General features: G+C 63.3%; 22 protein-coding genes and 1 tRNA gene. 13 read left to right on the forward strand and 10 right to left on the reverse strand.

Annotated elements, in window-relative coordinates; all coding sequences use genetic code 11:
* Nucleotides 1-40: 40 nt before the first annotated feature.
* Nucleotides 41-187 carry a hypothetical protein gene (locus tag EJ075_RS33020; protein WP_164547003.1) on the reverse strand — a complete coding sequence of 49 codons (147 nt, stop codon included), beginning with the start codon at nt 185-187 and terminating at the stop codon, nt 41-43.
* 268 nt (nt 188-455) lie between these two features.
* On the opposite strand from EJ075_RS33020, the gene EJ075_RS33025 reads away from it, so the two are divergent.
* The 3 genes from EJ075_RS33025 to EJ075_RS00335 all read left to right on the forward strand — a co-directional run bounded on the left by EJ075_RS33025 (nt 456) and on the right by EJ075_RS00335 (nt 1,892).
* Nucleotides 456-534, forward strand: a tRNA-Phe gene (locus EJ075_RS33025).
* Nucleotides 497-796, forward strand: coding sequence for an HAD-IA family hydrolase (locus EJ075_RS33030; protein ID WP_164547004.1), 300 nt, complete (start codon nt 497-499; stop codon nt 794-796). The genes EJ075_RS33025 and EJ075_RS33030 overlap by 38 nt, the downstream gene beginning before the upstream one ends.
* 271 nt (nt 797-1,067) lie before the next feature.
* Complete coding sequence (locus tag EJ075_RS00335; protein WP_095486527.1) at nt 1,068-1,892, forward strand: L,D-transpeptidase; 825 nt, start codon at nt 1,068-1,070, stop codon at nt 1,890-1,892.
* A 98-nt stretch (nt 1,893-1,990) separates the two neighbouring features.
* On the opposite strand, the gene EJ075_RS00340 is transcribed toward EJ075_RS00335, so the two are convergent.
* Nucleotides 1,991-2,896, reverse strand: a complete 906-nt coding sequence (locus EJ075_RS00340) for an alpha/beta fold hydrolase (RefSeq protein ID WP_126102934.1) — start codon at nt 2,894-2,896, stop codon at nt 1,991-1,993.
* A gap of 118 nt (nt 2,897-3,014) precedes the next feature.
* Between EJ075_RS00340 and EJ075_RS00345 the strand changes: the two genes are divergently transcribed.
* The gene (locus tag EJ075_RS00345; RefSeq protein ID WP_095486525.1) at nt 3,015-3,605 is read left to right on the forward strand and encodes a CGNR zinc finger domain-containing protein; all 591 of its coding nucleotides are present in this window, start codon (nt 3,015-3,017) and stop codon (nt 3,603-3,605) included.
* 311 nt (nt 3,606-3,916) lie between these two features.
* Here the strand turns inward: EJ075_RS00345 and EJ075_RS00350 are convergent, their stop codons facing one another.
* From EJ075_RS00350 to EJ075_RS00370, 5 genes are all read right to left on the reverse strand, one after another.
* A complete protein-coding gene (locus tag EJ075_RS00350; protein ID WP_095486524.1) occupies nt 3,917-4,162 on the reverse strand; it encodes a MoaD/ThiS family protein in 246 nt (81 codons plus the stop codon).
* Nucleotides 4,162-6,426: a xanthine dehydrogenase family protein molybdopterin-binding subunit gene (locus tag EJ075_RS00355; RefSeq protein WP_126102935.1), complete on the reverse strand. Its 2,265-nt coding sequence runs from the start codon at nt 6,424-6,426 to the stop codon at nt 4,162-4,164. The genes EJ075_RS00350 and EJ075_RS00355 overlap by 1 nt, the downstream gene beginning before the upstream one ends.
* 2 nt (nt 6,427-6,428) lie before the next feature.
* The gene (locus EJ075_RS00360) at nt 6,429-6,905 is read right to left on the reverse strand and encodes a (2Fe-2S)-binding protein (RefSeq protein WP_126107184.1); all 477 of its coding nucleotides are present in this window, start codon (nt 6,903-6,905) and stop codon (nt 6,429-6,431) included.
* Nucleotides 6,905-7,765, reverse strand: coding sequence for a xanthine dehydrogenase family protein subunit M (locus EJ075_RS00365; protein WP_095486522.1), 861 nt, complete (start codon nt 7,763-7,765; stop codon nt 6,905-6,907). Before EJ075_RS00365 ends, EJ075_RS00360 begins: the two co-directional genes overlap by 1 nt.
* Nucleotides 7,766-7,941: 176 nt before the next feature.
* A complete protein-coding gene (locus tag EJ075_RS00370) occupies nt 7,942-9,480 on the reverse strand; it encodes a helicase HerA-like C-terminal domain-containing protein (RefSeq protein ID WP_126102936.1) in 1,539 nt (512 codons plus the stop codon).
* 261 nt (nt 9,481-9,741) lie between these two features.
* Between EJ075_RS00370 and EJ075_RS00375 the strand changes: the two genes are divergently transcribed.
* From EJ075_RS00375 to EJ075_RS00390, 4 genes are all read left to right on the forward strand, one after another.
* Nucleotides 9,742-11,184, forward strand: a complete 1,443-nt coding sequence (locus EJ075_RS00375) for a methylmalonyl-CoA mutase subunit beta (RefSeq protein ID WP_126102937.1) — start codon at nt 9,742-9,744, stop codon at nt 11,182-11,184.
* Nucleotides 11,181-13,304 carry a methylmalonyl-CoA mutase gene (scpA, locus tag EJ075_RS00380; RefSeq protein WP_126102938.1) on the forward strand — a complete coding sequence of 708 codons (2,124 nt, stop codon included), beginning with the start codon at nt 11,181-11,183 and terminating at the stop codon, nt 13,302-13,304. The genes EJ075_RS00375 and scpA overlap by 4 nt, the downstream gene beginning before the upstream one ends.
* A 72-nt stretch (nt 13,305-13,376) precedes the next feature.
* Entirely contained in the window at nt 13,377-13,598 is a 222-nt protein-coding gene (locus EJ075_RS00385) for an AbrB/MazE/SpoVT family DNA-binding domain-containing protein (protein ID WP_095486518.1), read from the forward strand.
* Entirely contained in the window at nt 13,595-13,984 is a 390-nt protein-coding gene (locus EJ075_RS00390; protein ID WP_126102939.1) for a type II toxin-antitoxin system death-on-curing family toxin, read from the forward strand. Before EJ075_RS00385 ends, EJ075_RS00390 begins: the two co-directional genes overlap by 4 nt.
* On the opposite strand, the gene greA is transcribed toward EJ075_RS00390, so the two are convergent.
* Nucleotides 13,981-14,454, reverse strand: coding sequence for a transcription elongation factor GreA (gene greA, locus EJ075_RS00395; protein WP_126102940.1), 474 nt, complete (start codon nt 14,452-14,454; stop codon nt 13,981-13,983). The two genes, EJ075_RS00390 and greA, sit on opposite strands and share 4 nt — an antisense overlap.
* Before the next feature lie 119 nt (nt 14,455-14,573).
* Here greA and EJ075_RS00400 point away from each other — a divergent pair, with 119 nt between their 5' ends.
* Nucleotides 14,574-15,950, forward strand: coding sequence for a TIGR03808 family TAT-translocated repetitive protein (locus EJ075_RS00400; protein WP_126102941.1), 1,377 nt, complete (start codon nt 14,574-14,576; stop codon nt 15,948-15,950).
* A gap of 9 nt (nt 15,951-15,959) precedes the next feature.
* Here the strand turns inward: EJ075_RS00400 and EJ075_RS00405 are convergent, their stop codons facing one another.
* Nucleotides 15,960-16,964, reverse strand: a complete 1,005-nt coding sequence (locus EJ075_RS00405; RefSeq protein WP_126102942.1) for an asparaginase — start codon at nt 16,962-16,964, stop codon at nt 15,960-15,962.
* A 130-nt stretch (nt 16,965-17,094) separates the two neighbouring features.
* Nucleotides 17,095-18,261, reverse strand: a complete 1,167-nt coding sequence (locus EJ075_RS00410) for an acetyl-CoA acetyltransferase (RefSeq protein WP_126102943.1) — start codon at nt 18,259-18,261, stop codon at nt 17,095-17,097.
* A gap of 225 nt (nt 18,262-18,486) precedes the next feature.
* On the opposite strand from EJ075_RS00410, the gene betI reads away from it, so the two are divergent.
* The 4 genes from betI to betB are packed head-to-tail and all read left to right on the forward strand — an operon-like array spanning nt 18,487 to nt 23,817.
* Nucleotides 18,487-19,077 carry a transcriptional regulator BetI gene (gene betI, locus EJ075_RS00415; protein WP_126102944.1) on the forward strand — a complete coding sequence of 197 codons (591 nt, stop codon included), beginning with the start codon at nt 18,487-18,489 and terminating at the stop codon, nt 19,075-19,077.
* Nucleotides 19,074-20,603 carry a choline-sulfatase gene (betC, locus tag EJ075_RS00420; RefSeq protein WP_126102945.1) on the forward strand — a complete coding sequence of 510 codons (1,530 nt, stop codon included), beginning with the start codon at nt 19,074-19,076 and terminating at the stop codon, nt 20,601-20,603. The genes betI and betC overlap by 4 nt, the downstream gene beginning before the upstream one ends.
* Nucleotides 20,604-20,648: 45 nt before the next feature.
* Nucleotides 20,649-22,301 carry a choline dehydrogenase gene (gene betA, locus EJ075_RS00425; RefSeq protein WP_126102946.1) on the forward strand — a complete coding sequence of 551 codons (1,653 nt, stop codon included), beginning with the start codon at nt 20,649-20,651 and terminating at the stop codon, nt 22,299-22,301.
* Between the two features lie 52 nt (nt 22,302-22,353).
* Nucleotides 22,354-23,817 carry a betaine-aldehyde dehydrogenase gene (gene betB / locus EJ075_RS00430; RefSeq protein ID WP_126102947.1) on the forward strand — a complete coding sequence of 488 codons (1,464 nt, stop codon included), beginning with the start codon at nt 22,354-22,356 and terminating at the stop codon, nt 23,815-23,817.
* Nucleotides 23,818-23,826: the final 9 nt, after the last annotated feature.

The raw sequence follows: 23,826 nt of genomic DNA on the forward strand, positions 1-23,826 counted from the left end.
TGTCCTGTGTCGCCAATGGAAGATGCTTTGGGGTCTGCCGTCAACGGGCATCGCTGAGATTTGTTGAGGCCAGCGCTATGTGAACTGCAATCTGTGCTTGCGCCTTGCCCTGCCTCGCCGCAAAACTGTCATCATGCACCATGCGGCTTACGTTTTCGACGCCTACGGCACGCTGTTCGACGTGCATGCCGCCGTACGCCGTCATGCCGACCAGATCGGGCCAGACGGCCAGCTGCTTTCGGAGATCTGGCGCGCCAAGCAGCTGGAATATTCCTGGGTGAGGACGCTGATGGGCGCCTACGCCGATTTCTGGCAACTCACCGAGCAGGCGCTCGATTTCGCCTTGCGTAAGGTTCCCTCCGCAGACAAGGGGCTCAGGGCCAAGCTGCTCGACGCCTATTGGCGGCTCGACTGCTATCCGGAGGTGCCGGCCGTGCTCAAGGCGCTCAAGGCATCGGGCGCGAGACTGGCGATCCTCTCCAACGGCTCGCCTGAAATGCTGGAAGCGGCGGTCAAATCCGCCGCGCTCGACCAGGTTCTAGACGACATCTATTCCGTCGATGCCGTCAGGCGCTTCAAGACCGATCCGTCGGTCTACGACATGATCACGACAGGCTGGCGCCTCTATCCGGGCGCGGTGTCGTTTCAGTCATCCAACCGCTGGGACGTCGCAGGCGCGACCAAATTCGGCTTCCGGACAGTCTGGATCAACCGCTCCAACCAGCCCGAGGAATACCGGGACTTTCCGCCGGCCCTGATCCTGCCCTCGCTCGAAGGCCTGTTGGCCGGAGGCTAGCGCATGACCCCAAAGTCGGAATCGATTTTTGGAAAGGATCGTGGGCAAAGTAAAAGTGCCACAGCGTCCTTTACGCGTCCAAATGGACGCGGCGCCGTAGGCCTGTTGCCTCGGTGCAACAGCGGCGGCGCCGTCACAGCTTTGCCTTTGTTTGTCCACCCTCAGGCCAGAATCGGAACCGCCTATCGCGCCGGGGCATTGGTAGGGCTGGCGCCGTAGTGATCGGCGTATTCATGTTTTGTTTCGATTTGAGACCTAAAAAAAGGCAACCATGTCCACAACCGAAATCGAATCCTATCGCCTGAGCCGTCGCGGCTTTCTCAACGCCGCTGCGCTCGGCGCCGCCTCGATTGCGGTTTCCGCCTGCACCACGGTGGGAGGGCAGCCGGTTCAGCCTCCGCCGCCAGTCAGTGTCGAGCCGCCGCTCCTGGACTATGCAACAATGTACGCTCCGGTCAGCGACGGTGGGTTCGACCTCCCGGGCATACCGTTCGAGAAAATCGACGAGCAATTTCTGCGTCAGATCGTTCCCGATCCGACCGGCCAACGGCCCGGCACCATCGTCGTCGATACGGCCGGCCACCACCTCTATCTCGTGCGTCCGGGCGGACAAGCCATCCGTTATGGCGTCGGACTGGGTCGTGCCGGTTTCGAATGGTCGGGCGACGCCGTCGTCCAATGGAAGCAGAAATGGCCGAAATGGACCCCGCCGGACGAAATGATTGCCCGGCAGCCTGAGCTCGCAAAATACAGCGCCGACAATGGCGGCATGCCCGGCGGCCTCACGAACCCGCTCGGCGCGCGTGCGCTGTATCTCTTCCAGGGCAACCAGGACACACTTTACCGCCTGCACGGCTCGCCGGAGTGGAACTCCATAGGTAAATCGGTGTCATCTGGCTGCGTTCGCTTGATAAATCAGGACATTATCGATCTCTACGACCGCGTGCCCGGCAAGGCGCCGGTGATCGTTACCTCCGGTATCGGTGAACCGATGGATGCCCCAGCAAACCGGAAGGCCATTCCGATCGATGACGGCGTGCCGGAAGGATCGATCCTGCTCGGCGCGGCCAGAACAATCTCGGACTCGATTTTCTGAGCTGGTCGAAAGTGCTGGAGGAGCGGACATTCGCCCTTCTCACTGTCGATCCGGACACGCCAAAGCATTCACGCACCCCGCCGAGTTCTCTGCCGCCGTCAATTGGCGGAATCTCGAAACACGCCGGCGTCCACGTCGAGCATGAAGCGGCTCACAAGAGCCGCGCATTCTCTATGATGGGTTTCCAAAAGCTGGTGTCCGCTTTCGAAGACGTGGATCTCCAGCGCATCAAGGGTGCGGTTGTATGCCATGACCTCGTTGATATCAAAGAAGGGATCGTGCCTACCCCAAAGCAGAAGGCACGGCGGCTGATGCTCGGAGTGGTAGGCCCGGATGGTCGGGAAACGCGCAATGTGCGACCCGTAATCGGAGAAGATCTTGAACTGGATATCGATGATTCCGGGCCGCGACAGACGCTCCCAGTCGAGATGCCAACCCTCGGGAGGATAGAGAGACGCCAGGCGCTCCGGCTGCTCTCCGACATACTGGTATCGGGTCGTCTCGAAATTCATCCAGTCGGGGAGCCTGGCCCTGTTCTCCTCGGTCGGGTCGGCAAAGAACGCCTTCGGGGCGTCCCATCCCTGCCCCAGCCCCTCCTCATGCGCATTGCCGTTCTGGACGATCAGACCACGGATGCGGTCCGGCCGGCGTGTTGCGAGGTGATAGCCTACCGGGGTGCCGAAATCGTGGATAAACAGGAAGAATCCCTCGAGGTCCAGCGCAGCGAGGAACGCGTCGATCGTGTCGGCAATGTTCTCGAACGTGTAGTCGTAGGCATCGGCGGATGGCGCGGAGGAGTAGCCGAAACCAGGCAGATCCGGCGCAAGGACATAGGCGGTTTCCGCCAATGGCTCGATGATGTTGCGATACATGTAAGACGAGGTCGGATAGCCGTGCAGCAGCAGGATCGCCGACCTCGCCGGGTCGCCGGCATGCCGGTAGAAGATGTCCAGGCCTTTGACATCGATGGTCTCGTGGCGGGTCTTGTGGTGATGGTTTTGCATCTCTCATTCCTCCTTCTCGTGCCGGACGTGACATCGCCCTGGCCTCGAAACCGGATTTCCATATTATAGCGGTTACAGTGCTTGTAACCGGATAACAGGTCAGACGAGGTTAGGTTCCGTGGCGAACGCACATACGCAATGGGTGCAGGAGCACTTCATTGGCGGGCACCCCGCCCTCGACCTGGCGAACGCCGTGTTCAATCGGCGGGTGCCCGAGCAGGATAACGAACTGCTTAAATCCGCCCGGGACATCGGAAACTGGTTCAAGGCATCGGGGCTTGCAGATGCTCGCCAGGCAGAAGCGGTCGCCAGCATAACGGGCGAACCGCTCATCGAACGGGTCCACGCGGTGCGGGAGGCGTCGGCCCGGGTCTTCGGGGCGATCGCCGCGGGCCGGCCCCCCGCGATGGAGGCGCTGAGCTTCCTGTTTTCCGGTGCGGCAAGCGGGCTTGCCGCCGGGTCCATCTTACCGACCGACGCGCGACCGGAACTCACTTTGGTCGAGTGGCGGAACCCGGCCGCCGTCACGGCCTTCCTGGCCGTGCTGTCGGTGGAAGCCTTCTTCACCCTGTCGCGGGAAAGGCTGCGCTCCTGTCCGCGCTGCGGCTGGCTTTTCCTGGACACGTCGCGAGGCGGGAAACGCCGCTGGTGCAGCATGCGGACTTGCGGAAACCGCGAGAAGGTGTCGCGCCACAGGGAGCATGCCTAACCGAACGGCTTCATCGTGATGTAGCGGCAGAGACAAGACCACAGCGGATGCCGTCGGCCGCCACATCTATCTTGGCGCTACCGCGTCCAGTTGCGCAAATGCGCTATGGCTGCTCAGGTTCGGACCACGTCGAGGCCCGCGGAAGGCTGAAGGTCCGCTTCCAAGAAATCAAGCCTCAAAGCTGCCAATCCTGCTTCGGCCCAGAAGCAGTCATCAAAAAGGAGCCGAACTCGCCGGCTGAACTGGCCAAGAACTCTCGTGAATAACCGAGGTTTCTCGAGCCTACATGGCAGGTCAACACGGTTGTCCAGTCATCCTCCGGCAAGACGCGGCAGCAGGAAAATTTCAGCACCTTCTGGCAATTCCTTCGACCAGGTATCGCGATAGATCGTCCCGTCTATGGCGACGGCAATGCCGCGATCGATCAAGGGCTCCAGGCCGGGATACTGTTCAGCCAGCTTCCTGAACAGCTCCCTTATGTCCTTTGCTTCGATGTCGACCTTGTTCTTGCCTCCGGCGGCCGCGCCAAGCGATCCCCAGAGCGTCACTTCAACCATCAGCCTGCCCGTTCGGCCTCGATCGCCGCCAGGATGCGCGGCGGCGACATCGGGATATGCGTCATCCGCACGCCCGCGGCGTTCGACACCGCATTGGCGATCGCCGCCAGCGGCGGCACGATCGATGTCTCGCCGACGCCGCGCACCCCGTAAGGGTGGTTGGGGTTGGGGATCTCGAGGATCTGCGTGTCGATCATCGGCAGGTCCGAGCAGACCGGGATGCGGTAGTCGAGGAAGCCAGCATTCTGAAGCCGCCCGTCCTTGCCGTAGATATACTCCTCGTTGAGCGCCCAGCCGATGCCTTGCGCGGCGCCCCCCTGGTACTGTCCCTCCACATAGGTCGGGTGCACCGCCTTGCCGGCGTCCTGGACGACGGTGTAGCGCAGCACCTTCGTGGCGCCGGTCTCGGGATCGACCTCGATATCGCAGATATGGGTGGCGAAGGAGACGCCCGCGCCATCGGCGACGAGTTCGCTGTGGCCGGCAATCGGCCCTCCAGTTTTGCCCGACTCGGCCGCGATCTCCTTCAGCGACAGTTTTCCGAGGTTGCCGTGCTTCTCGCCCTTGGCGACCGCATGGCCCTGTTCCCAGGCCACGTCGTCGACGGAAATGTCCCACATCTGCGCGGCGCGTTCCCGCAGGACCTTGATCGCGTTGCGGGCGGCCGAGATCGTCGCCATAGAGGACGAGAAGGTGCCCCGACTGCCGTCCGTCATATCATTGTAACCGAGGCTGGAAGTATCGGCGACCACCGCCTTGACCTGCTCATAGGCGATGCCAAGTTCTTCCGCGGCCACCAGCGACAGCGAAGCGCGCGAGCCGCCGACGTCAACGGTTCCGACGGCAAGCGAGACCGAGCCGTCCATGCCGATGTTGAGGTCCGTACAGGTCTGGCCGCCGAAGTTGAACCAGAAGCCGCAAGCCATGCCGCGGCCCTGGTTCTTGCCGAGCGGAGCCTTCATGTGCGGGTGGTTCTTCGCCGCTTCGAGCGTCGGGCCGATGCCGATCGGGCCATATACCGGGCCGTAGGACGATCTGGTGCCCTCCTGCGCGGCGTTTCTGATCCGGAATTCGACCGGGTCCATGCCGATCTCCTTGGCCAGTTCGTCGATTGCGCTCTCCACCGCGAAGGCAGCCATCGGCGCTGACGGCGCGCGATAGGCGGCGGTCTTCGGCCGGTTGACCAGAACTTCATAGCCGACCGTCTTGACGTTCTCGAGCCTGTAGCAGGCAAACGCGGTCATGGCACCGATCTCGGCCCACATGCCGGCATAGGGGCCGCAGGAATAGCGCAAGGTCGCCTCGGCTGCGGTGATCGTGCCGTCCTTGCGGGCACCGATCTTGACGTCGATCGAGGTGGCACTTGTCGGCCCAGAGGCGCGGAACACCTCGTCGCGCGTCATGACCAACTTAACCGGCCGGCCAGCCTTGCGCGACAGCGCCAGCGCCACCGGCTCGGCCCAGACATGAGTCTTGCCGCCGAAACCGCCGCCGATCTCCGACGAGGTGACGCGCAGCTTCGAGGCTTCCATGCCAAGCAACTGGGCGCAATGCTGGCGATAGACGAAATGCCCTTGCGTGCAGACCCAGAGGTCGGCGGTCCCGTCGGAGCTGACATTGGCCACGCAGGCATGCGGCTCGATATAGCCCTGATGCGTCTGCTCGGTCTTGAAGGAACGTTCGACGACGAAATCGGCCTGGCCGAAACCCTCATGGATGTCGCCATGGCCATACTGGGTGCGCTTGGTGACGTTGGAAGGCTTGACGGGCTTCTCCTCAAGGCCCTCGGTGAAGATCGCGTCGTTGAGCAGGGGTGCCGTGTGCTTCATCGCCTCGTCGACATCGGTCACATGCGGCAGCACCTCATAGTCGACCTCGATCAGCTTCAGCGCTTGCCTCGCTATGCGGGCGTCGACCGCTGCGACCGCGGCCACCGCATGGCCGTCATAGAGCGCCTTCTTGCGCGCCATGCAGTTGTCGAGGATGTCGTACATGGCGGCATCGCCATCGGTGAGGTCAGGCAGGTCGGCGGCGGTGATCACCGCCTTCACGCCGGGGAGCTTCTCCGCCTTCGACGTGTCGATCTTCCTGATCGTGGCGTGGGCGTGCGGGCTTCTCAGAACACGCCCGACCAGCTGGCCGGCCATGTTGAAATCCGCGCCGTAGCGGGCGCGGCCCGTCACCTTGTCGACGCCGTCGGGACGGATGGGGCGAGTGCCGACGGATGTGAAATTGCGCCCCGCGAAACGTGGATCGAAATTCATCGTCAGGCTCCCTTCATCACGCTGGCAGCGTCCTGGACGGCGCGCACGATCTTGTCATAGCCGGTGCAGCGGCAGAGATTCCCGGCGAGGCCAAAGCGGATTTCCTCCTCGGTCGGGTCGGGGTTCTTGGCCAAAAGGTCCTTGGCCGCAATCAGGAAGCCCGGCGTGCAGATGCCGCATTGCAGTGCTGCGTGTTCGAGGAACTTCTGCTGCAGCGGATGCAGCGTGTCGCCATGCGCCATGCCTTCGACGGTCTCGACGCGCCGGCCCTCGGCCTCCGCGCCAAGCACCAGGCACGAGCACACCAGCCGGTCGTCGAGGATGATGCTGCAGGCGCCGCAGTCGCCGGTGCCGCAGCCTTCCTTGGCACCGGTCAGGCCGAGGCGGTCGCGCAGCACATCGAGCAGCGTCTCGTCCGGTTGGCAAAGGTATTCGAAATTGTCGCCGTTGATTGTCGTTGAGACTGCTACGCCGGCCATCATTTGCCTCCTGCACGTGCATAGGCGGTCATGGCGGCCCGCCTGGCCAGCACACCCGCAACTTTTCTTCTGAATTCGACGGTGCCGCGCTTGTCGTCGATCGGACGGCAGGCCCCCGCGCAGACCTTGGCGAGCCGCTCAAGTGCTGCTTCGTCCATCTTCCTGCCGATGAGGGCCTCGGCGGCCTCCTCGACCAGCAGCACCGTCGCGGCCACGGCGCCCAGGGCCACGCGGGCCGCCTTGACGACACCTTGCTCATCGAGCGTCAGGTTCACGCCGGCGCTGACCACGGCGATGTCCATCTCCGTGCGTGGAATGAAACGCAGATAGGCATCGCCGGAGCGCGGCGCGCGCCTGTCGAGCAGGATCGCCTCGATGATCTCTCCCTTGGCGAGCGACGTCTTGCCCGGCCCGGTCGGCACGGTTTCCACTGGGATTGTGCGCTTGCCTCCGGGCCCGATAACCAACGCCCTGGCGTGGGCGGCCACCAGCGCCGGCACGCTATCGGCGGCCGGCGAGGCGTTGCAGAGATTGCCGACGATGGTGCAGCGCCCCTGTACCTGCTTGGAGCCGATCAGCTTAGCCGCTTCGACGACGCCAGGCCATGCTGTCTTCAGGGCCGCGTTCTCTCCCAATGCAGCGCAGGGGACCGCGGCACCAATGCTGAAGCCCTCCGCCGTTTCCCTGATTTCGCTGAGCCCATCGATCGCCTTGATGTCGACGATCAGCTCGGGTTCGATGAAGCCGCCTTTCATCCTCACCAGCAGGTCGCTGCCTCCGGCGAGAATGGCGGCTGTGCCGGACGAGCCGGTCAACTGGCCAACGGCGTCTTCGATTGAAAGCGGACGTATGTAACGCATCGTCTCCCCTTGGTTATCGCAATCTCATCAACCGTTATAAGGAGTCTCCTCACAATGGCCACCCGGTTCTGCATTTGCGGCAATTCAGCTAGGGCCAACCTGAAATGACGTGTGCCGTGATGGGATTTTTCAGACTCGGCGCCCGGCCGATTCCCACCTTTTTGGGTCCGATGCTCTCAGCGCCCCCTGGCGAGACTGCCGAGAATGCCGCGCACGATCGCCCGTCCCACGGACGAGCCGACCGAACGAACCACCGATTTGATCGCCGCCTCCGCCACCGTCTGGCGATTGGATGCGCGCCGCGCCGGTGCTCGGCCGGTGGTCTGGGGGGCGGGATCGTCATTGCCGAAGCCTGGAATGGTCCAGCGCGAGCGGCCGCTCTCCTGCTGCTGCGCCTCTGCGTCCAGAGCGTCCTTGGCTTTTTTCTGCAGCATCTCGAAAGCCGATTCGCGATCGATGGTCTGGTCGTACTGCCCCGCAACCGGGCTCTCAGTGATCAGCTTGCGGCGCTCGTCAGGCGTGATCGGACCAAGTCGTGACGACGGCGGGCGAACCAGCGTCCGTTGGACCATCGAAGGAGCGCCCTTCGCTTCCAGCGTCGAGACCAACGCCTCGCCAGTGCCGAGCTGTGTGATCACGGTCGCGCAGTCGAAGTCGGGATTGGGCCTGAACGTCTCGGCGGCCGTCCTCACCGCCTTCTGCTCCCGCGGCGTGTAGGCGCGAAGCGCGTGCTGCACCCGGTTGCCGAGCTGGGCCAGAACCGTTTCAGGGATATCCAGCGGATTCTGGGTGACGAAGTAAACGCCGACGCCCTTCGAGCGGATCAGGCGGACCACCTGCTCGACCCGGTCGATCAGCACCTTCGGCGCATCGTCGAACAGAAGGTGCGCCTCGTCGAAGAAGAAGACCAGCTTTGGCTTGTCGGGGTCGCCGACTTCAGGCAGTTCCTCGAACAGCTCCGACATCAGCCACAAAAGGAATGTCGCATAGAGCCGGGGATTCGCCATCAGCTTGTCGGCGGCCAGCACGCTGATGGCGCCGCGCCCGTCGCGGGTGGTGCGCATGATGTCGGCGATCCGCAACGCCGGCTCGCCGAAGAAATTCGTCGCCCCCTGCTGCTCCAGGACCAGCAAGGTGCGCTGGATAGCGCCGACCGAAGGCTTGGTGACATTGCCATAGCGAGCCCCGATTTCCTGGGCGCGATCGGCAATGTTGGCAAGAAGCGCCTGCAGATCCTTCAGATCCAGCAGCAACAGGCCCTCCTCGTCGGCGATACGGAAGGCGATGTTCATGATGCCTTCCTGTGCCTCGGAGAGGTTCATCAGCCGCGACAGAAGCAGCGGCCCCATTTCCGAGACGGTGGCGCGTATCGGATGGCCCTGCTCGCCGAACAGATCCCAGAAGATGACCGGAAACTCCTGGAATTCATAAGGATCGAGCTTGACCTGCTCGGCGCGCTTGACCAGAAAATCCTGTGCCGTGCCCATCATGGCGATACCGGACAGGTCGCCCTTGATGTCGGCGCAGAAGACCGGCACGCCGGCATTGGAGAAACCTTCCGCCAGAATCTGCAAGGTCACGGTCTTGCCGGTGCCGGTCGCACCGGTGACCAGGCCGTGGCGATTGCCATACTGAAGCAGCAGATTTTCGGCGCGCTGGTAGCTGTCATCAGGCTTGCGGCTGGCCCCTATGAAAATACTGGTGTCGTCAGCCATGTGTCGGGTCTCCGCAAACCTGAAGTGTTGAACGCCCTGATCTATTGAAAGTAACCGGGCTCGCCGCAGGTATAATGACGCCATTGCGCAGCGACAATGGCCATGGTCGAAATTGAGTTTTTTGGAGCTTGCGGATTTTGCGCATGTTTGGCAATCGGTTGACGGTTCACTGTCGCAGGAAGCGTGTTGCATTGTGATCTGCGACTGGGAACCGTAGACTGACGTTCCAGGCCGATGCGGCCGATAAGACGAGGAGAGCGGATGGGCGCCGGTGCCTTGAACCACGATGCCGAACTTCCGAACCCTGACCGGCAGCGGTGGCTGGCCCTTGCGGAAAAAGCCCTGGCCGGCGGATCCTTCGAGGAAAAGCTCGTGTCCCATACGGACGATGCGATCCGCATCGAGCCGCTCTATGATCGTTCGGTCACCGCAGAGCCTCTCGCGCGGGCAAATCCGAGATCGCCGTGGATCGTCAGCCAGCGTATCGACGATCCGGATATCGGCCGCGCCAAAGCCCAGGCCCTGGAAGACGTCGCACAGGGCGCCACCGGATTGTCGCTTGTCTTCGAAGGCGCGCCGAATGCGTTCGGCTACGGTCTGCCGAGGACTGCCGAGGCGCTGGAGACCGTGCTGGACGGTGTGCCGCTCAATCGCACCCAGGTCCGCATCGACGCCCATCCCTGGAGCCGCGCCGTGGCCGACTGGCTGGTTGCGTTCTTGAGCAAGCGCCGGTCAGATCCGGCAAAGCTCAACCTTTCATTCGGCATCGATCCGGCGGCGATATTTGCCGGAACCGGCCGGTTGCGCATGTCGATCGAAGCCCTGCAGGCGTCGATGCCGCAGTCCCTGGCGCATTTTTTCTCGATGGGCGTGCCCGGGGTTCTGCTGGAGGCAGACGGGCGCGTCTTCCACAATGCCGGCGCCACCGAAGCGCAGGAGCTGGGCACCATGATGGCTTCGGCGGTCTCCTATCTCCGGATGTTCGAGGAGGCGCGCCAGCCGCTTGTCTATGCGGCGCCCCATATCGGCTTTGCGCTGAGCGTCGACCAGGACCAGTTCGTGTCGATGGCCAAGGTCAGGGCCCTGCGCAGGCTGTGGGCGCGTGTTCAGGAGGCATGCTCGATTTCCGCCTCTACCGCCAACATCCATGCCGAGACGTCCTTCCGAATGATGACTTTGGCAGACCCGGAGACAAACATCCTGCGCAGCACCATTGCCGGTTTTGCCGCGGCGGCCGGCGGGGCGGATTCGATCTCCATCCTGCCGCATACGATAGCGCATGGCCTGCCGGCGGGCTTTGCCCGCCGTGTCGCCCGCAATACGCAACTGATCATGGCCAACGAAAGCCATATCGATCATGTCGTCGACCCTGCTTGCGGTTCGGGCGCCGTCGAAGCACTGACCGCCGAACTCTGCGAAGCGGCCTGGGAAGAATTCCAGCGGATCGAGGCGGAAGGAGGCGTGCTGTCCAGCCTGCAGCAAGGACACATCCAGAAACGGGTTCAGGCCGCCTCCGCCCGCCGCAATGCTGCCTATCAGGCGGACGAGCGGGCCATCATCGGCACGACGCATCACCCGTCGAAGACCGAACGTCCGGTCGAGACGCTGGCGGCAGAGCCGCGACCCGCCTTCACGGAAGGCGTGGCGGTGTGCGAGCCGCTGTTTCCGATCCGCATCGATCAATCGATCGGAATAGCAACATGATCCCGGATTTCAGCCAAGTCGGCTGGTCGACGCCGCGCCGGGCGCCGGTCGAGGTCAAGGGCCAACGGATGACGCCGGAAGGTCTGGCCATCAAGCATCTGTATAACCAGGGCGACCTCAAGGGATTGCCGCATCTCGACACTTATCCGGGCCTGCCGCCATTCGTGCGCGGCCCCTACCCGACCATGTATGTCCAGCAGCCCTGGACGATCCGGCAATATGCCGGCTTCTCGACGGCGGAAGAGTCGAATGCTTTTTACCGGCGCAACCTTGCGGCCGGCCAGAAGGGACTGTCGGTCGCTTTCGACCTCGCCACGCATCGCGGCTACGACAGCGATCATCCGCGTGTTGCCGGCGATGTCGGCATGGCCGGCGTCGCCATCGATTCCATCCTCGACATGCGCCAGCTCTTCGACGGCATCCCGCTTGATGAAATGACGGTGTCGATGACGATGAACGGCGCGGTGCTGCCGATCATGGCGCTCTACATCGTGGCGGCGGAAGAACAGGGGGTTGCGCAGAAGGATCTCGCCGGGACCATTCAGAACGACATCCTGAAAGAGTTCATGGTGCGCAACACCTACATCTATCCGCCAAAGCCTTCGATGCGGATCGTGTCCGACATTTTTTCCTACACTTCGCAGCACATGCCGAAGTTCAATTCGATTTCGATCTCCGGCTATCACATGCAGGAGGCAGGAGCGACCGCCGACCTCGAGCTCGCCTATACGATCGCCGACGGCATCGAATATGCCCGCGCCGGCGTCGCCGCCGGTCTCGATATCGACCGCTTCGCGCCGCGCCTTTCGTTCTTCTGGGCGATCGGCATGAACTTCTTCATGGAAGTCGCCAAGCTGAGGGCGGCGCGCCTTTTGTGGTCGAGCTTGATGCTGAAGAACTTCTTGCCGAAGGACGAGCGCTCGCTGTCGCTGCGCACCCATTGCCAGACTTCGGGCTGGTCACTGACGGCGCAGGACCCCTACAACAACATCGTCCGCACCATGATCGAGGCAATGGCGGCGACGCAGGGTCATACGCAATCGCTGCACACCAACTCCTTCGACGAGGCGATGGCGCTGCCGACGGACCATTCGGCTCGCATCGCCCGAAACACGCAGTTGATCCTGCAAAAGGAATCCGGCACCACCCGCATCATCGACCCGTGGGGCGGCTCTGCCTATCTCGAACGGCTGACACATGATCTGGCGGCGCGCGCGCTTGCCCATATCGAAGAGATCGAGGGCCTGGGCGGCATGGCCGCCGCAACCGAAAAAGGCATACCCAAGCTGCGCATCGAAGAGGCTGCCGCGCGCACGCAGGCACGGATCGACTCCGGTGAGCAGATACTGGTCGGCGTCAATGCCCACCGCCCCGGGACTGATATCGAGGTCGACGTGCTGAAGATCGACAACGCCGAAGTCAGAGCGCGACAATTGTCGAAGCTGCAAAGGCTGAAAGGCACACGCGACGTCGGCGCGGTCGAGAGCGCGCTGGATGCGCTGAGCCGCGCTGCGGAGAGCGGCGAAAATCTGCTGGAGTTCGCCGTTCGCGCCGCACGCGCCAACGCCACGGTCGGCGAGATTTCGCTCGCGCTGGAAAAGGTCTTCGGCCGCCATGTCGCCTCGGTCCAGACGATCTCCGGCATCTATCGCAAGGCGCTTGGCGACAGTCCGGTGGTGGACCGGCTACAGGACAAGATCGTGGCGTTCGAGGAGAAATCCGGCGGCAAGCCGCGCATTCTCGTTGCCAAAATGGGACAGGACGGCCATGACCGCGGCCAGAAGGTCATCGCCACTGCCTTTGCCGATCTCGGCTTCGACGTCACCGTCGGGCCGATGTTCCAGACGCCGGAAGAGATCGCCAGGCTCGCGGTCGAGCATGACGTGCATATCGTCGGCGCCTCGTCGCTGGCAGCGGGGCACCTGACGCTCATTCCCGAACTCAAGGATGCGCTGAAGAAGCTCGGGCGCGACGGCATGCTGATCGTCGCCGGCGGCGTCATCCCGCCGCAGGATTACGATGCCGTGCTGCAGGCGGGTGCCGCGGAAATCTTCCCGCCGGGCACAGTCATCCCTGAAGCGGCGGAACGGCTGATCGATCGGCTGCTGCAAGTCGGCTGAGCCTGTTATAATATCCGTTGTAACGGAGAGCAGGTCGCGTTATAATATGTGTTGCAACAAGGGTGCAGCGCTATGAACACGACCATCCGCAAGATCGGCAATTCCGAAGGGGTGATCCTGCCGAGGGAGCTTCTCGATCGTCTGAACCTGAAGGCTGGCGACCAGCTTCAAATCGTTGAAACAGGTGACGGCCTTGCGCTGAAGCCGGTGGACGATAACTTCGAGCGGCAAATGAAAGCTGCCCGCGAGGTGATGGACAAATACAAGGTCGCGCTTCAGAAGCTCGCCGAATGAGCTTGCAATTCCTGAGCCGGCGCGCCGTGGAAGCGATGCACGCGGAGCAGCTGCGCCGGCATGGTGGCGCGCAGCGTTTGAGAGACGAGAATGCTCTTGAATCGGCGCTCGCTCGCGCCGAGAACAAGGCGAACTATGGTGATCCATCGATCGAGGATCTGGCTGCGGCCTATATCTTCGGCATCGCCAGAAATCACGCCTTTGTCGACGGCAACAAGCGCACTGCCATCGTCGCCGCCGGCGCGTTCCTGATTGTCAACGGCTATACGCTGACGGCCGACAACGGCACGGTCTACGAATTCGTCATGGGCGTTGCCGCCGGCGAGATCGACGAGGCCGGCGCGGCGGCATTCTTCCGCGACCATGTCATCAAGGTCGAGGACTAATTGTCGGAGAGCTTGACGATCTCCCATTCCTTGCCGTTCACCACGGCAATTTCGCCGATCCTCTTGCCGTACAAGGCCAGGGCCATCGGTGAAACATGTGAAATTGTGCCCTTGGCCGGATCGGCTTCATCCTCGCCGACGATCTTCCAGTGTACCTTCCTGCCGTCATCGCCTTCCAGCGTGACGCCCATGCCGAAGCGAACCAGGTCGCTGCCCGGTTCCGGCACGGAAAGCTCGGCGCTTTCACGCCGCGCGGTCCAGTAGCGCAGGTCGCGCGAGATGAGCGCGATGCGCTCGCGATCGGCCCTCTTCTCCGCCCTGCCCAGGTCATCGCGCAGGGCAGCCAGTTCGGCGTCGATCATCGCCAGGCCGCGTTCCGTCACCAGATTGCGGTGATGGCTGATCGGCCGCTCGCCGATGCCGGCAATGGCGTTTTCGCTATCCTCTTCGCGCGTGAAGGCTCTGCTCATTAATCGAACTTATGCCTCGCGCGGCGACTTCACAAGCCATTGCCGCAAACCGAGCCGGGGCCGATCCGGCCTGGCACGATTCCTGCGGTGCGATGGCCGAACGCTGGGAATCTGTGCCGATGTTGAACAGACGAAAATTGCTTACGCAGACCGCCGGCTTTGCCGTCATGGGCCTCTCGCTCGGCAAGGCAGCGGCGGCCAGCCTGCCAGGTATCGACAATGCCTCGATGCGCGGCTCGATCAATGCTGCTGACCTCGGCGTGCATCCCGGCGCGCTTGACGACCAGAGCAAGGCCTTCGCCCGGCTGCTGCGCAACGCAAACGACCGCGACATGCCGGTGTTCCTGCCGCCGGGAACCTATGTTGTATCCAACCTTTCGCTGCCCAGCCGTGTCAGGCTTTCCGGCGTGCCGGGTGCATCGCGGATCGTCTATGGCGGCAACGGCCATCTGCTCATGGCCGAACAGGCCGAGCACATCGAATTCACCGGGCTGGTGTTCGACGGCACCAACCGCTGGATGGGCGACTACGCGCAAGGACTGCTCGACCTGCGCCGCGCCGCCCACCTCGTCATCGACAATTGCCAGATATCAGGCAGCGGCAAGAACGGCCTGGCGATCGAGCACGCTTCGGGCCGCATCGAGCGCTCGGAAATATCAGGCGCTGCCGACTCCGGCATCTATTCGGTCGAAGCCACCGGCTTGGCGATATCAGGCAACACTGTGTCCGACTGCGCCAATGGTGGCATCCTCGTGCACCGCTGGCAAGCGGCCGAGGACGGCACGATCGTCAGCGGCAACCGCGTCGAGCGTATTCAGGCGCGTAGCGGCGGAACCGGCCAGAGCGGCAACGGCATCAATGCGTTCCGCGCCGGCAACGTCATCATCTCGGGCAATATCGTCTCGGACTGCGCGTTTTCGGCGATCCGCGCCAACAGCGCCAGCAATCTGCACATCACCGGCAACACCTGCTCGCGGTCGGGCGAGACCGCCGTGTATTCCGAATTCTCGTTCGAGGGGGCGATCCTCTGCAACAACATCATCGACGGTGCCGCCAACGGCATCTCGATCGTCAATTTCAACGAAGGCGGCCGTATGGGCGTGTGTTCAGGAAACATCGTCCGCAATCTCTCGACCAGCGGCCCCTATCCTGCCGATTCGCCCGGTTTCGGCATCGGTATCAACGTCGAGGCCGATACCACCGTCTCCGGCAACGTCGTCGAGAATGCGCCGCTCTACGGCATGCACATCGGCTGGGGGCCGTTCATGCGCAATGTGGTCGCTACCGCAAACGTCATCCGCAAAGCCGGAACCGGCATCGCCGTCACCGTAGTCGAGGGCGCCGGGACGGCGGTCATCTCCGACAATGTCATCGACGGCGCCCAAAAAGGCGCGATCGTCGGCCACCGCTGGGCCGAGCCGGTGACCGGCGACCTCGCCTCATCAGGCAATGCCGGCTATGCGCATCTGACCATCGAGCGCAATCATGTGAGCTGAATGCCGTTCTCAGCTCAATGCGGCGGTGGGCCTGACAGCGCCAACCTTGGCGCCGACCCGGCTTTGGATGGGTGGATTTGCCTGCTCGATCAGCTTCGCCGCCAGCGCCCTGTCCGCCCGCAGGAGCTTGGCCAGCACGGCGGCGACCATGACTTCCGCCGCGCGGCCAGCGCCATCATCGCATTTCAACGCCACGCCAAGGCCAAGCTCGGGCAAAGCCGCGCAATAGACGCCTTCGGCCCCTCCCTTCACAAAAATCCGGCCGGGTGCGGCCTCCATCAGCGTAACATCAGCCCTGCCCGTGCCGGCGACCAGAAAGGGCTCGGCCATGCAGGCGGAAAGCAGCCGCTTTGCGGCCTTGGCGCGCACGGGTTCAAAGCCGACGCCGGTCGCCATGCGGGCAAAGCCGAGCGCGAAGCTGCGTAGCGGCACGGCATAGGTCGGGATCGAGCAGCCGTCGGTGCCGCAATGATCGATGTCATGGGCGGCCCCGGTCACCGCTTGCATCGCATCGCGCACCATCTCCTGCGAGGCATGGCCTGATTTGACATAGCCGCGATGGGCGATACCGGCGTGAACGCAGGTGCAGAGGAAGCCCGCATGCTTGCCTGAGCAATTGTTGTGCAGCGCGTTTGGCAAGGTGCCGGCGCTGGCCAGCGCAACCGTCGCATCATGGCTCGACGGCCAATGCGCGCCGCATTCCAGCGCCGCCTCGTCCAGTCCGGCTTTCGCCAGCATCGCCCGCGCCAGTTCGACATGCGCCGGCTCGCCGGAATGCGAGGCGCAGGCAAGCGCCAGTTCGCGGTCGCCGAAGCCAAACGCGTCGGCGGCGCCGCTTTCGACCAGCGGCAGCGCCTGGATAGCCTTGACCGCCGAGCGCGGAAATACCGGGCGGGCCGTATCGCCGATTTCCCAGACCGAGTTGCCGTCGGCATCGAAAACCGCAACGGCGCCACGATGCGCGCTCTCGACCACAGCGCCGCGCAAAACTTCGACCAGAACCGGATTTGTCATGATTTCCCCGCTAACGCATGACCTCGAAAATCGGAATCGATTTTCGAAAAGGATCACGCGTAAAATCAAAGTGTTACAGCGTCCTTTGCGCGCCCTAACGGGGCGCGGGGCGCTGTAATGCGGGCCGCTTTTATCTGATCCGGTCGAGAATGGAAACGTAGTTGGCGACTGCGGCGCCGCCCATGTTGAAGATGCCGCCGAGCTTGGCGCCCGGCACCTGGATGCCACCGGCTTCGCCGACGAGCTGCATGGCGCTCAGCACGTGCATCGACACGCCGGTAGCGCCGATTGGATGACCCTTGGCCTTCAGCCCGCCGGACGGATTGACCGGCAGCCGGCCGTCCTTCGCCGTCTCGCCATCCAGCGCCAGTTTCGCGCCCTCACCCGGTTTCGCCAGGCCCATCGCCTCATATTCGATCAGCTCGGCGATGGTGAAGCAGTCATGCGTCTCGACGAAGGACAGATCGTCGAGCGTCACGCCCGCCTTCTTCAGCGCCTGGTTCCAGGCATGCTCGCAGCCTTCGAAGGCAAGGATGTCGCGCTTCGACATTGGCAGGAAATCCTGCACATGCTCGTTGGCACGGAAGGCGACCGCGCGGCGCATCTTCAACGCCGTCGCCGTGTCGGCAAGGACAAGGGCTGCGGCGCCGTCCGAAACCAGCGAGCAGTCGGTGCGTTTCAGAGGCCCAGCGACGAATGGGTTCTTCTCGCTCTCGTGCCGGCAGAACTCGTAGCCGAAATCCTTGCGCATCTGCGCATAGGGATTGTCGACGCCGTTCTTGTGGTTCTTGGCGGCGATCATCGCCAGCGCGTCCGACTGGTCGCCATAGCGCTGGAAATAGGCTTGCGCGATCTTGCCGAAAACGCCGGCGAATCCTGCCGGCGTGTCGCCCTCCTCGGGCAGATACGAGGCCCTGAGAAGGTTCCTGCCGATCTCTGGGCCGGGCGTTGTCGTCATCTGCTCGGCGCCGACCACGAGCACGATACGGGCCGCATTGGCGTCGATGGCGCGGATGCCTTGCCTGACCGCCGCCGAACCAGTCGCGCAAGCGTTCTCGACGCGGGTTGCCGGCTTGAAGCGCAGCCGGTCGTCGGCCTGCAGGACCAGGCTTGCGGTGAAATCCTGCGCGGAAAAGCCGGCATTGAAGTGGCCAAGCACGATCTCGTCGACCTCGTCCGGACCGATGCCGGCATGATCGAGCGCTTCGGTTGCGACCTTGGTGATCAGACTCTCCAGCGTCTCGCCTTCGAGCTTGCCGAAGCGCGAATGCGCCCAGCCGACGATGCATGCTGTCATGGCAATCTCCATCCTGCAGGCCCGGGCTACGCGATGTCACGGCGCGCCTCAGCATTGTTCAAGCATGAACCGTTCCGCCGACTTCGTGAAGGGGCCAGAACCACACAATCGCTTGATCTTGATATCTGGTCATAGCGCCTGACCTTTGCCACAAAATCAGGCTGGATTTTTGTTGATTGATCCGTCAATAAAAAATAATCTTGTCGCAACAGGGCCGGAGCAAGAATGCCGAAAGTCGGAATGGAGCCGTTGCGCCGCAGGGCGCTCATCGACGCGACGATCTCAGCGATCGGCGAGCGCGGGTCGCTTGATGTGACGATGTCGGAAATCGCCGGGCGCGCCGGCGTGTCCTCGGCGCTTGCCCATCACTATTTCGGCGCCAAGGACGAGCTTTTGCTGGCAACGATGCGGCACATCCTGGCCGAGCTGACCGCCGACATGCGGCGCGCGCTTCGATCGGCCAGCACGGCACGCGAGCGCGTCTCGGCGGTGGTCGCCGTCAATTTCTCCGACGCCCAGTTCCAGCCGGAGACGATTGCGGCCTGGCTCGCCTTCTATGTCGAGGCGCAGAAATCGGCAGCACTTCGCCGCCTGCTCAAGGTCTATGCGAGGCGCCTGCATTCCAATCTGTTGAGCGGGCTGACCGGCATCCTGCCGAGAAGCGAAGCCGACCGCGTCGCCGAGGCGACAGCGGCGCTGATCGACGGGCTCTACATCAGGCGCGCGCTGAAGGACGGCGCGCCCAATGCCGCGACCGCGATCGCGCTGATCGAGGATTATCTCGAAACGAAACTAAGCCGGCGGAGCGCGCAGTGACGTCCAAGCGACCCAATTTCCTGATCGTCATGGTCGATCAGCTCAACGGCACATTGTTCCCGGACGGGCCGGCGGACTTCCTGCACGCGCCGCATCTCAAGCTACTGGCGGCGCACGCGACGCGCTTCAAGAACAATTACACCGCCTCGCCGCTCTGCGCACCAGGCCGGGCCGCGTTCATGAGCGGCCAGTTGCCGTCACGCACCGAGGTCTATGACAACGCTGCCGAATTCGTCTCGTCGATCCCGACCTATGCGCATCATCTGCGCGCCGCCGGCTACCATACTTGCCTGTCCGGCAAGATGCATTTCGTTGGGCCGGACCAGTTGCACGGCTTCGAGGAGCGGCTGACCACCGACATCTATCCGGCCGATTTCGGCTGGACGCCGGACTATCGCAAGCCCGGTGAACGGATCGACTGGTGGTATCACAATCTCGGCTCGGTGGTCGGTGCCGGTGTCGCCGAGATCACCAACCAGATGGAGTATGACGACGAGGTCGCTTTCCACGCGGTGCAGAAGCTCTATGATTTCGCCCGCGTCTCCGACGACGCTTCGCGCCGGCCGTGGTGCCTGACGGTTTCCTTCACCCATCCGCACGACCCCTATGTCGCTCGGCAGCGCTATTGGGATCTCTACGAGGACTGCCCGGCGCTTGAGCCCGAGGTGGGCTTCATTCCCTACGACAGGCAGGATCCGCATTCGCAGCGGCTCTACCGGGCCAGCGACCATGACAGCTTCAAGATCACGCCGGAGCAGATCCGCCGCGCGCGGCGCGGCTATTTCGCCAACATCTCCTATCTCGACGACAAGGTCGGCGAGTTGCTTTCGGTGCTGCAACGCACGCGAATGCTCGACGACACGATCATCCTGTTCTGCTCGGATCACGGCGACATGCTCGGCGAGCGCGGCCTGTGGTTCAAGATGTGCTTTTTCGAGGGCTCGGCGCGGGTGCCGCTGATGATCGCCGGCAAGGGCATACACGCCAAGCTGATCGAGACCCCAGTCTCCAATCTCGATGTCACGCCGACGCTTTGCGACCTCGCCGGCATCGACATGAGCGCGATTGCGCCATGGACCGACGGCCAGTCGCTGCTGCCGCTGCTCGACGGCAAGGAACGCACTGCGCCGGTGCTGATGGAGTATGCTGCCGAAGGCTCCAACGCGCCGATGGTGGCGATCCGCGAGGGCCGCTACAAATTCATCCATTGCGAGATCGATCCGCCGCAACTGTTTGATCTTGAATCGGATCCGCTCGAGCTGGCCAATCTCGCCGCCGACCCGGCACATGCCGCTTTGGTTGCTGGTTTCACCGAAAAGGTCCGGGCGCGCTGGGACATGGCGGCCTTCGACGCCGCCGTGCGCACTAGCCAGGCGCGCCGCTGGGTGGTCTACCCGGCGCTGCGCAACGGCACTCACTACCCCTGGGAATTCCAGCCGCTGCAGAAAGCTTCGGAACGCTACATGCGCAACCACATGAACCTTGACCTGCTCGAAGAGCAGAAGCGCTTTCCGCGAGGCGAATGATGGCACTTGTTCCCTCGCTCGCTGATTTCATGGCGCATATGAACCATGCTTGAGGCGGATTTCGTCATCATCGGCTCCGGCTCGGCCGGCTCGGCCATGGCCTACCGCCTGTCGGAGGATGGCAAGCATTCGGTGATCGTCATCGAGTTCGGCGGCAGCGATGTCGGGCCGCTGATCCAGATGCCGTCGGCGCTGTCGATCCCACTCAACATGAGCCTCTACGACTGGGGCTTTGCCAGCGAGCCGGAGCCGGATCTCGGCGGCCGCGTGCTGGCGACGCCGCGCGGCAAGGTCATCGGCGGCTCGTCCTCGATCAATGGCATGGTCTATGTACGCGGCCACGCCCGCGATTTCGACCATTGGGCCGAACAGGGCGCGGCTGGCTGGGGGTTTGCCGACGTGCTCCCCTACTTCAAGCGCATGGAGGACAGCAATGGCGGCGAGAATGGCTGGCGCGGCCACGGCGGCCCGCTGTCCGTGCAGCGCGGCTCAAGGACGAACCCACTCTACGGCGCCTTCGTCGAGGCAGGCCGTCAGGCCGGCTTCGAGCTGACCGACGACTACAACGGCGCGAAGCAGGAAGGCTTTGGGCCAATGGAGCAGACCATTCGCGGCGGCCGCCGCTGGTCGGCGGCGAGCGCCTATCTCAGGCCGGCGCTGAGGCGGAAAAATGTGAGCTTGGTCAAAGGCTTCGCCCGGCGGGTGATCATCGAGAATCAACGCGCCACTGGTGTCGAGATCGAAACGCGCAAACGGATTCAGGTGGTCAAGGCGCGACGTGAAGTGATCGTTGCCGCCTCCTCGATCAATTCGCCCAAGATCCTGATGCTGTCCGGCATCGGCCCGGCCGAACATCTCAGGGAATACGGCATTCAGGTGGTGGCTAACCGGCCCGGCGTCGGCCGCAACCTGCAGGACCATATGGAGCTCTATATCCAGCAGGAATCGACGCAGCCGATCACGCTGAATTCGGTGCTGAACCCCTTCTCCAAGGCAATGATCGGCGCGCAATGGCTGTTCTTCAAGTCGGGTCTTGGCGCAACCAACCATTTCGAGGCGGCCGCCTTCGTGCGCTCGCGCGCCGGCGTCGACTATCCCGACATCCAGTATCATTTCATCCCGGCGGCGGTTCGCTATGACGGCAAGGCGGCGGCGAAGGCGCACGGTTTCCAGGCGCATGTCGGGCCGATGCGATCGAAATCGCGCGGTTCTGTCACGCTGCGCTCGCCCGACCCCAGGTCGAAGCCGGTGATCCGCTTCAACTACATGTCGCATCCGGACGACTGGACCGAGTTCCGCCACTGCATCCGGCTGACGCGTGAGATCTTCGGCCAGTCGGCATTCGATCTTTATCGCGGCGAGGAACTCTCGCCGGGCTCGCACGTGCAGTCGGACGACGATCTCGATGCCTTCATCCGCGACCATGCCGAAAGCGCCTACCACCCTTGCGGCACCTGCAAGATGGGTCGCGCCGATGATCCGATGAGCGTCGTCGATCCGGAATGCCGTGTCATCGGCGTCGAAGGGTTGCGGGTCGCCGATTCCTCGATCTTCCCGCGCGTCACCAACGGCAATCTCAACGCGCCGTCGATCATGACAGGCGAAAAGGCCGCCGACCACATTCTTGGCCGCACGCCGCTGGCGCCGTCCAACCAGGAACCATGGATCAATCCGCGCTGGCAGGTGTCAGACAGATAGGCCATGATCCGGCGGACTGCTCCGCTCTGGCGAAGACGATTGGAGAACAGCTATGCGCGCCCAACCAACGGCATCGCACTATGTCAACGGACGCTACATCGACGACGAGCAGGGTGCGCCGCTGCCGGTCATCTATCCGGCAACCGGCGAGACCATCGCGATGCTGCGTTCGGCGACGCCGAACGTGCTGGAACTCGCGATCGAAGCGGCGCGTGCAGCACAACCGGCCTGGGCGCGGCTGAAGCCGGTCGAGCGCGGACGCATCCTGCGCCGCGCCGCTGACATCTTGCGCGCGCGCAACACCGACCTGGCGCGCATCGAGACGCTTGATACCGGTAAGGCGATCCAGGAGACGCTGGTGGCGGATGCGCCATCGGCAGCCGACTGCCTCGAATATTTCGGTGGCGCGGTCGCTGCCTATAATGGCGAGTCCTTCGATCTCGGCGGACCCTTCGCCTATACGAGGCGCGAAGCGCTGGGCGTCTGTGTCGGCATCGGCGCCTGGAACTATCCGATCCAGATCGCCGGCTGGAAATCGGCACCCGCACTCGCCATGGGCAACGCCATGGTGTTCAAGCCGTCTGAGAACACGCCATTATCGGCGCTGGCGCTCGCCGAAATCTATACCGAGGCCGGCCTCCCCGACGGGCTCTTCAACGTGGTGCAAGGCTATGGCGATGTCGGCGCCGGCCTCGTCGGGCATGATGTCGTCGCCAAAGTCTCGGTGACGGGCTCGGTGCCGACTGGGCGCAAGGTGCTGTCGCTCGCCGGCTCGAAGATGAAGCACGCCACCATGGAGCTCGGCGGCAAGTCGCCGCTGATTGTCTTCGACGATGCCGATCTCGAAAACGCCATTGGCGGCGCCATGCTCGGCAATTTCTATTCGACCGGCCAGATCTGCTCCAACGGCACGCGGGTCTTCGTGCAGAAGGGCATCCACGACCGTTTCGTCGAACGGCTGGTCGAGCGGACGAAGAAGATCCGCATCGGCGATCCGCTCGACCCGGAAACGCAGATGGGACCGCTGGTCTCGAAGGCGCAGCACGAAAAGGTCATCGGCTATATCGAGGCAGGCAAGCAGGATGGCGCTGTGCTCGCCTGCGGCGGCAATGTGCCTTCGCTGCAGGGTTTCCAGGACGGCTTCTTCGTCGAGCCGACGGTTTTCACCGGCGTCACCGACACGATGCGCATCGCGCGCGAGGAGATTTTCGGGCCGGTGATGAGCGTGCTCAAATTCGACGGCGAGGACGAGGTGATCGACCGGGCCAACGATACCGAGTTCGGCCTTGCCGCGGGTGTGTTCACGCGCGACCTGCCGCGCGCCCACCGCGTTATCGCCGAGCTGCAGGCCGGGACCTGCTGGATCAACGCCTACAATCTGACGCCGGTCGAAATTCCCTTCGGCGGCTTCAAGCAGTCGGGAATCGGGCGGGAAAACTCGCTTGCCGCGCTGGCGCTCTATTCGCAGCTGAAGTCGGTCTATGTCGAGACCGGGGATGTGGCGAGCCCGTATTGAGGCACGCGG

The organism is Mesorhizobium sp. M6A.T.Cr.TU.016.01.1.1, assembly GCF_003952585.1.
GTDB lineage: Bacteria > Pseudomonadota > Alphaproteobacteria > Rhizobiales > Rhizobiaceae > Mesorhizobium > Mesorhizobium mediterraneum.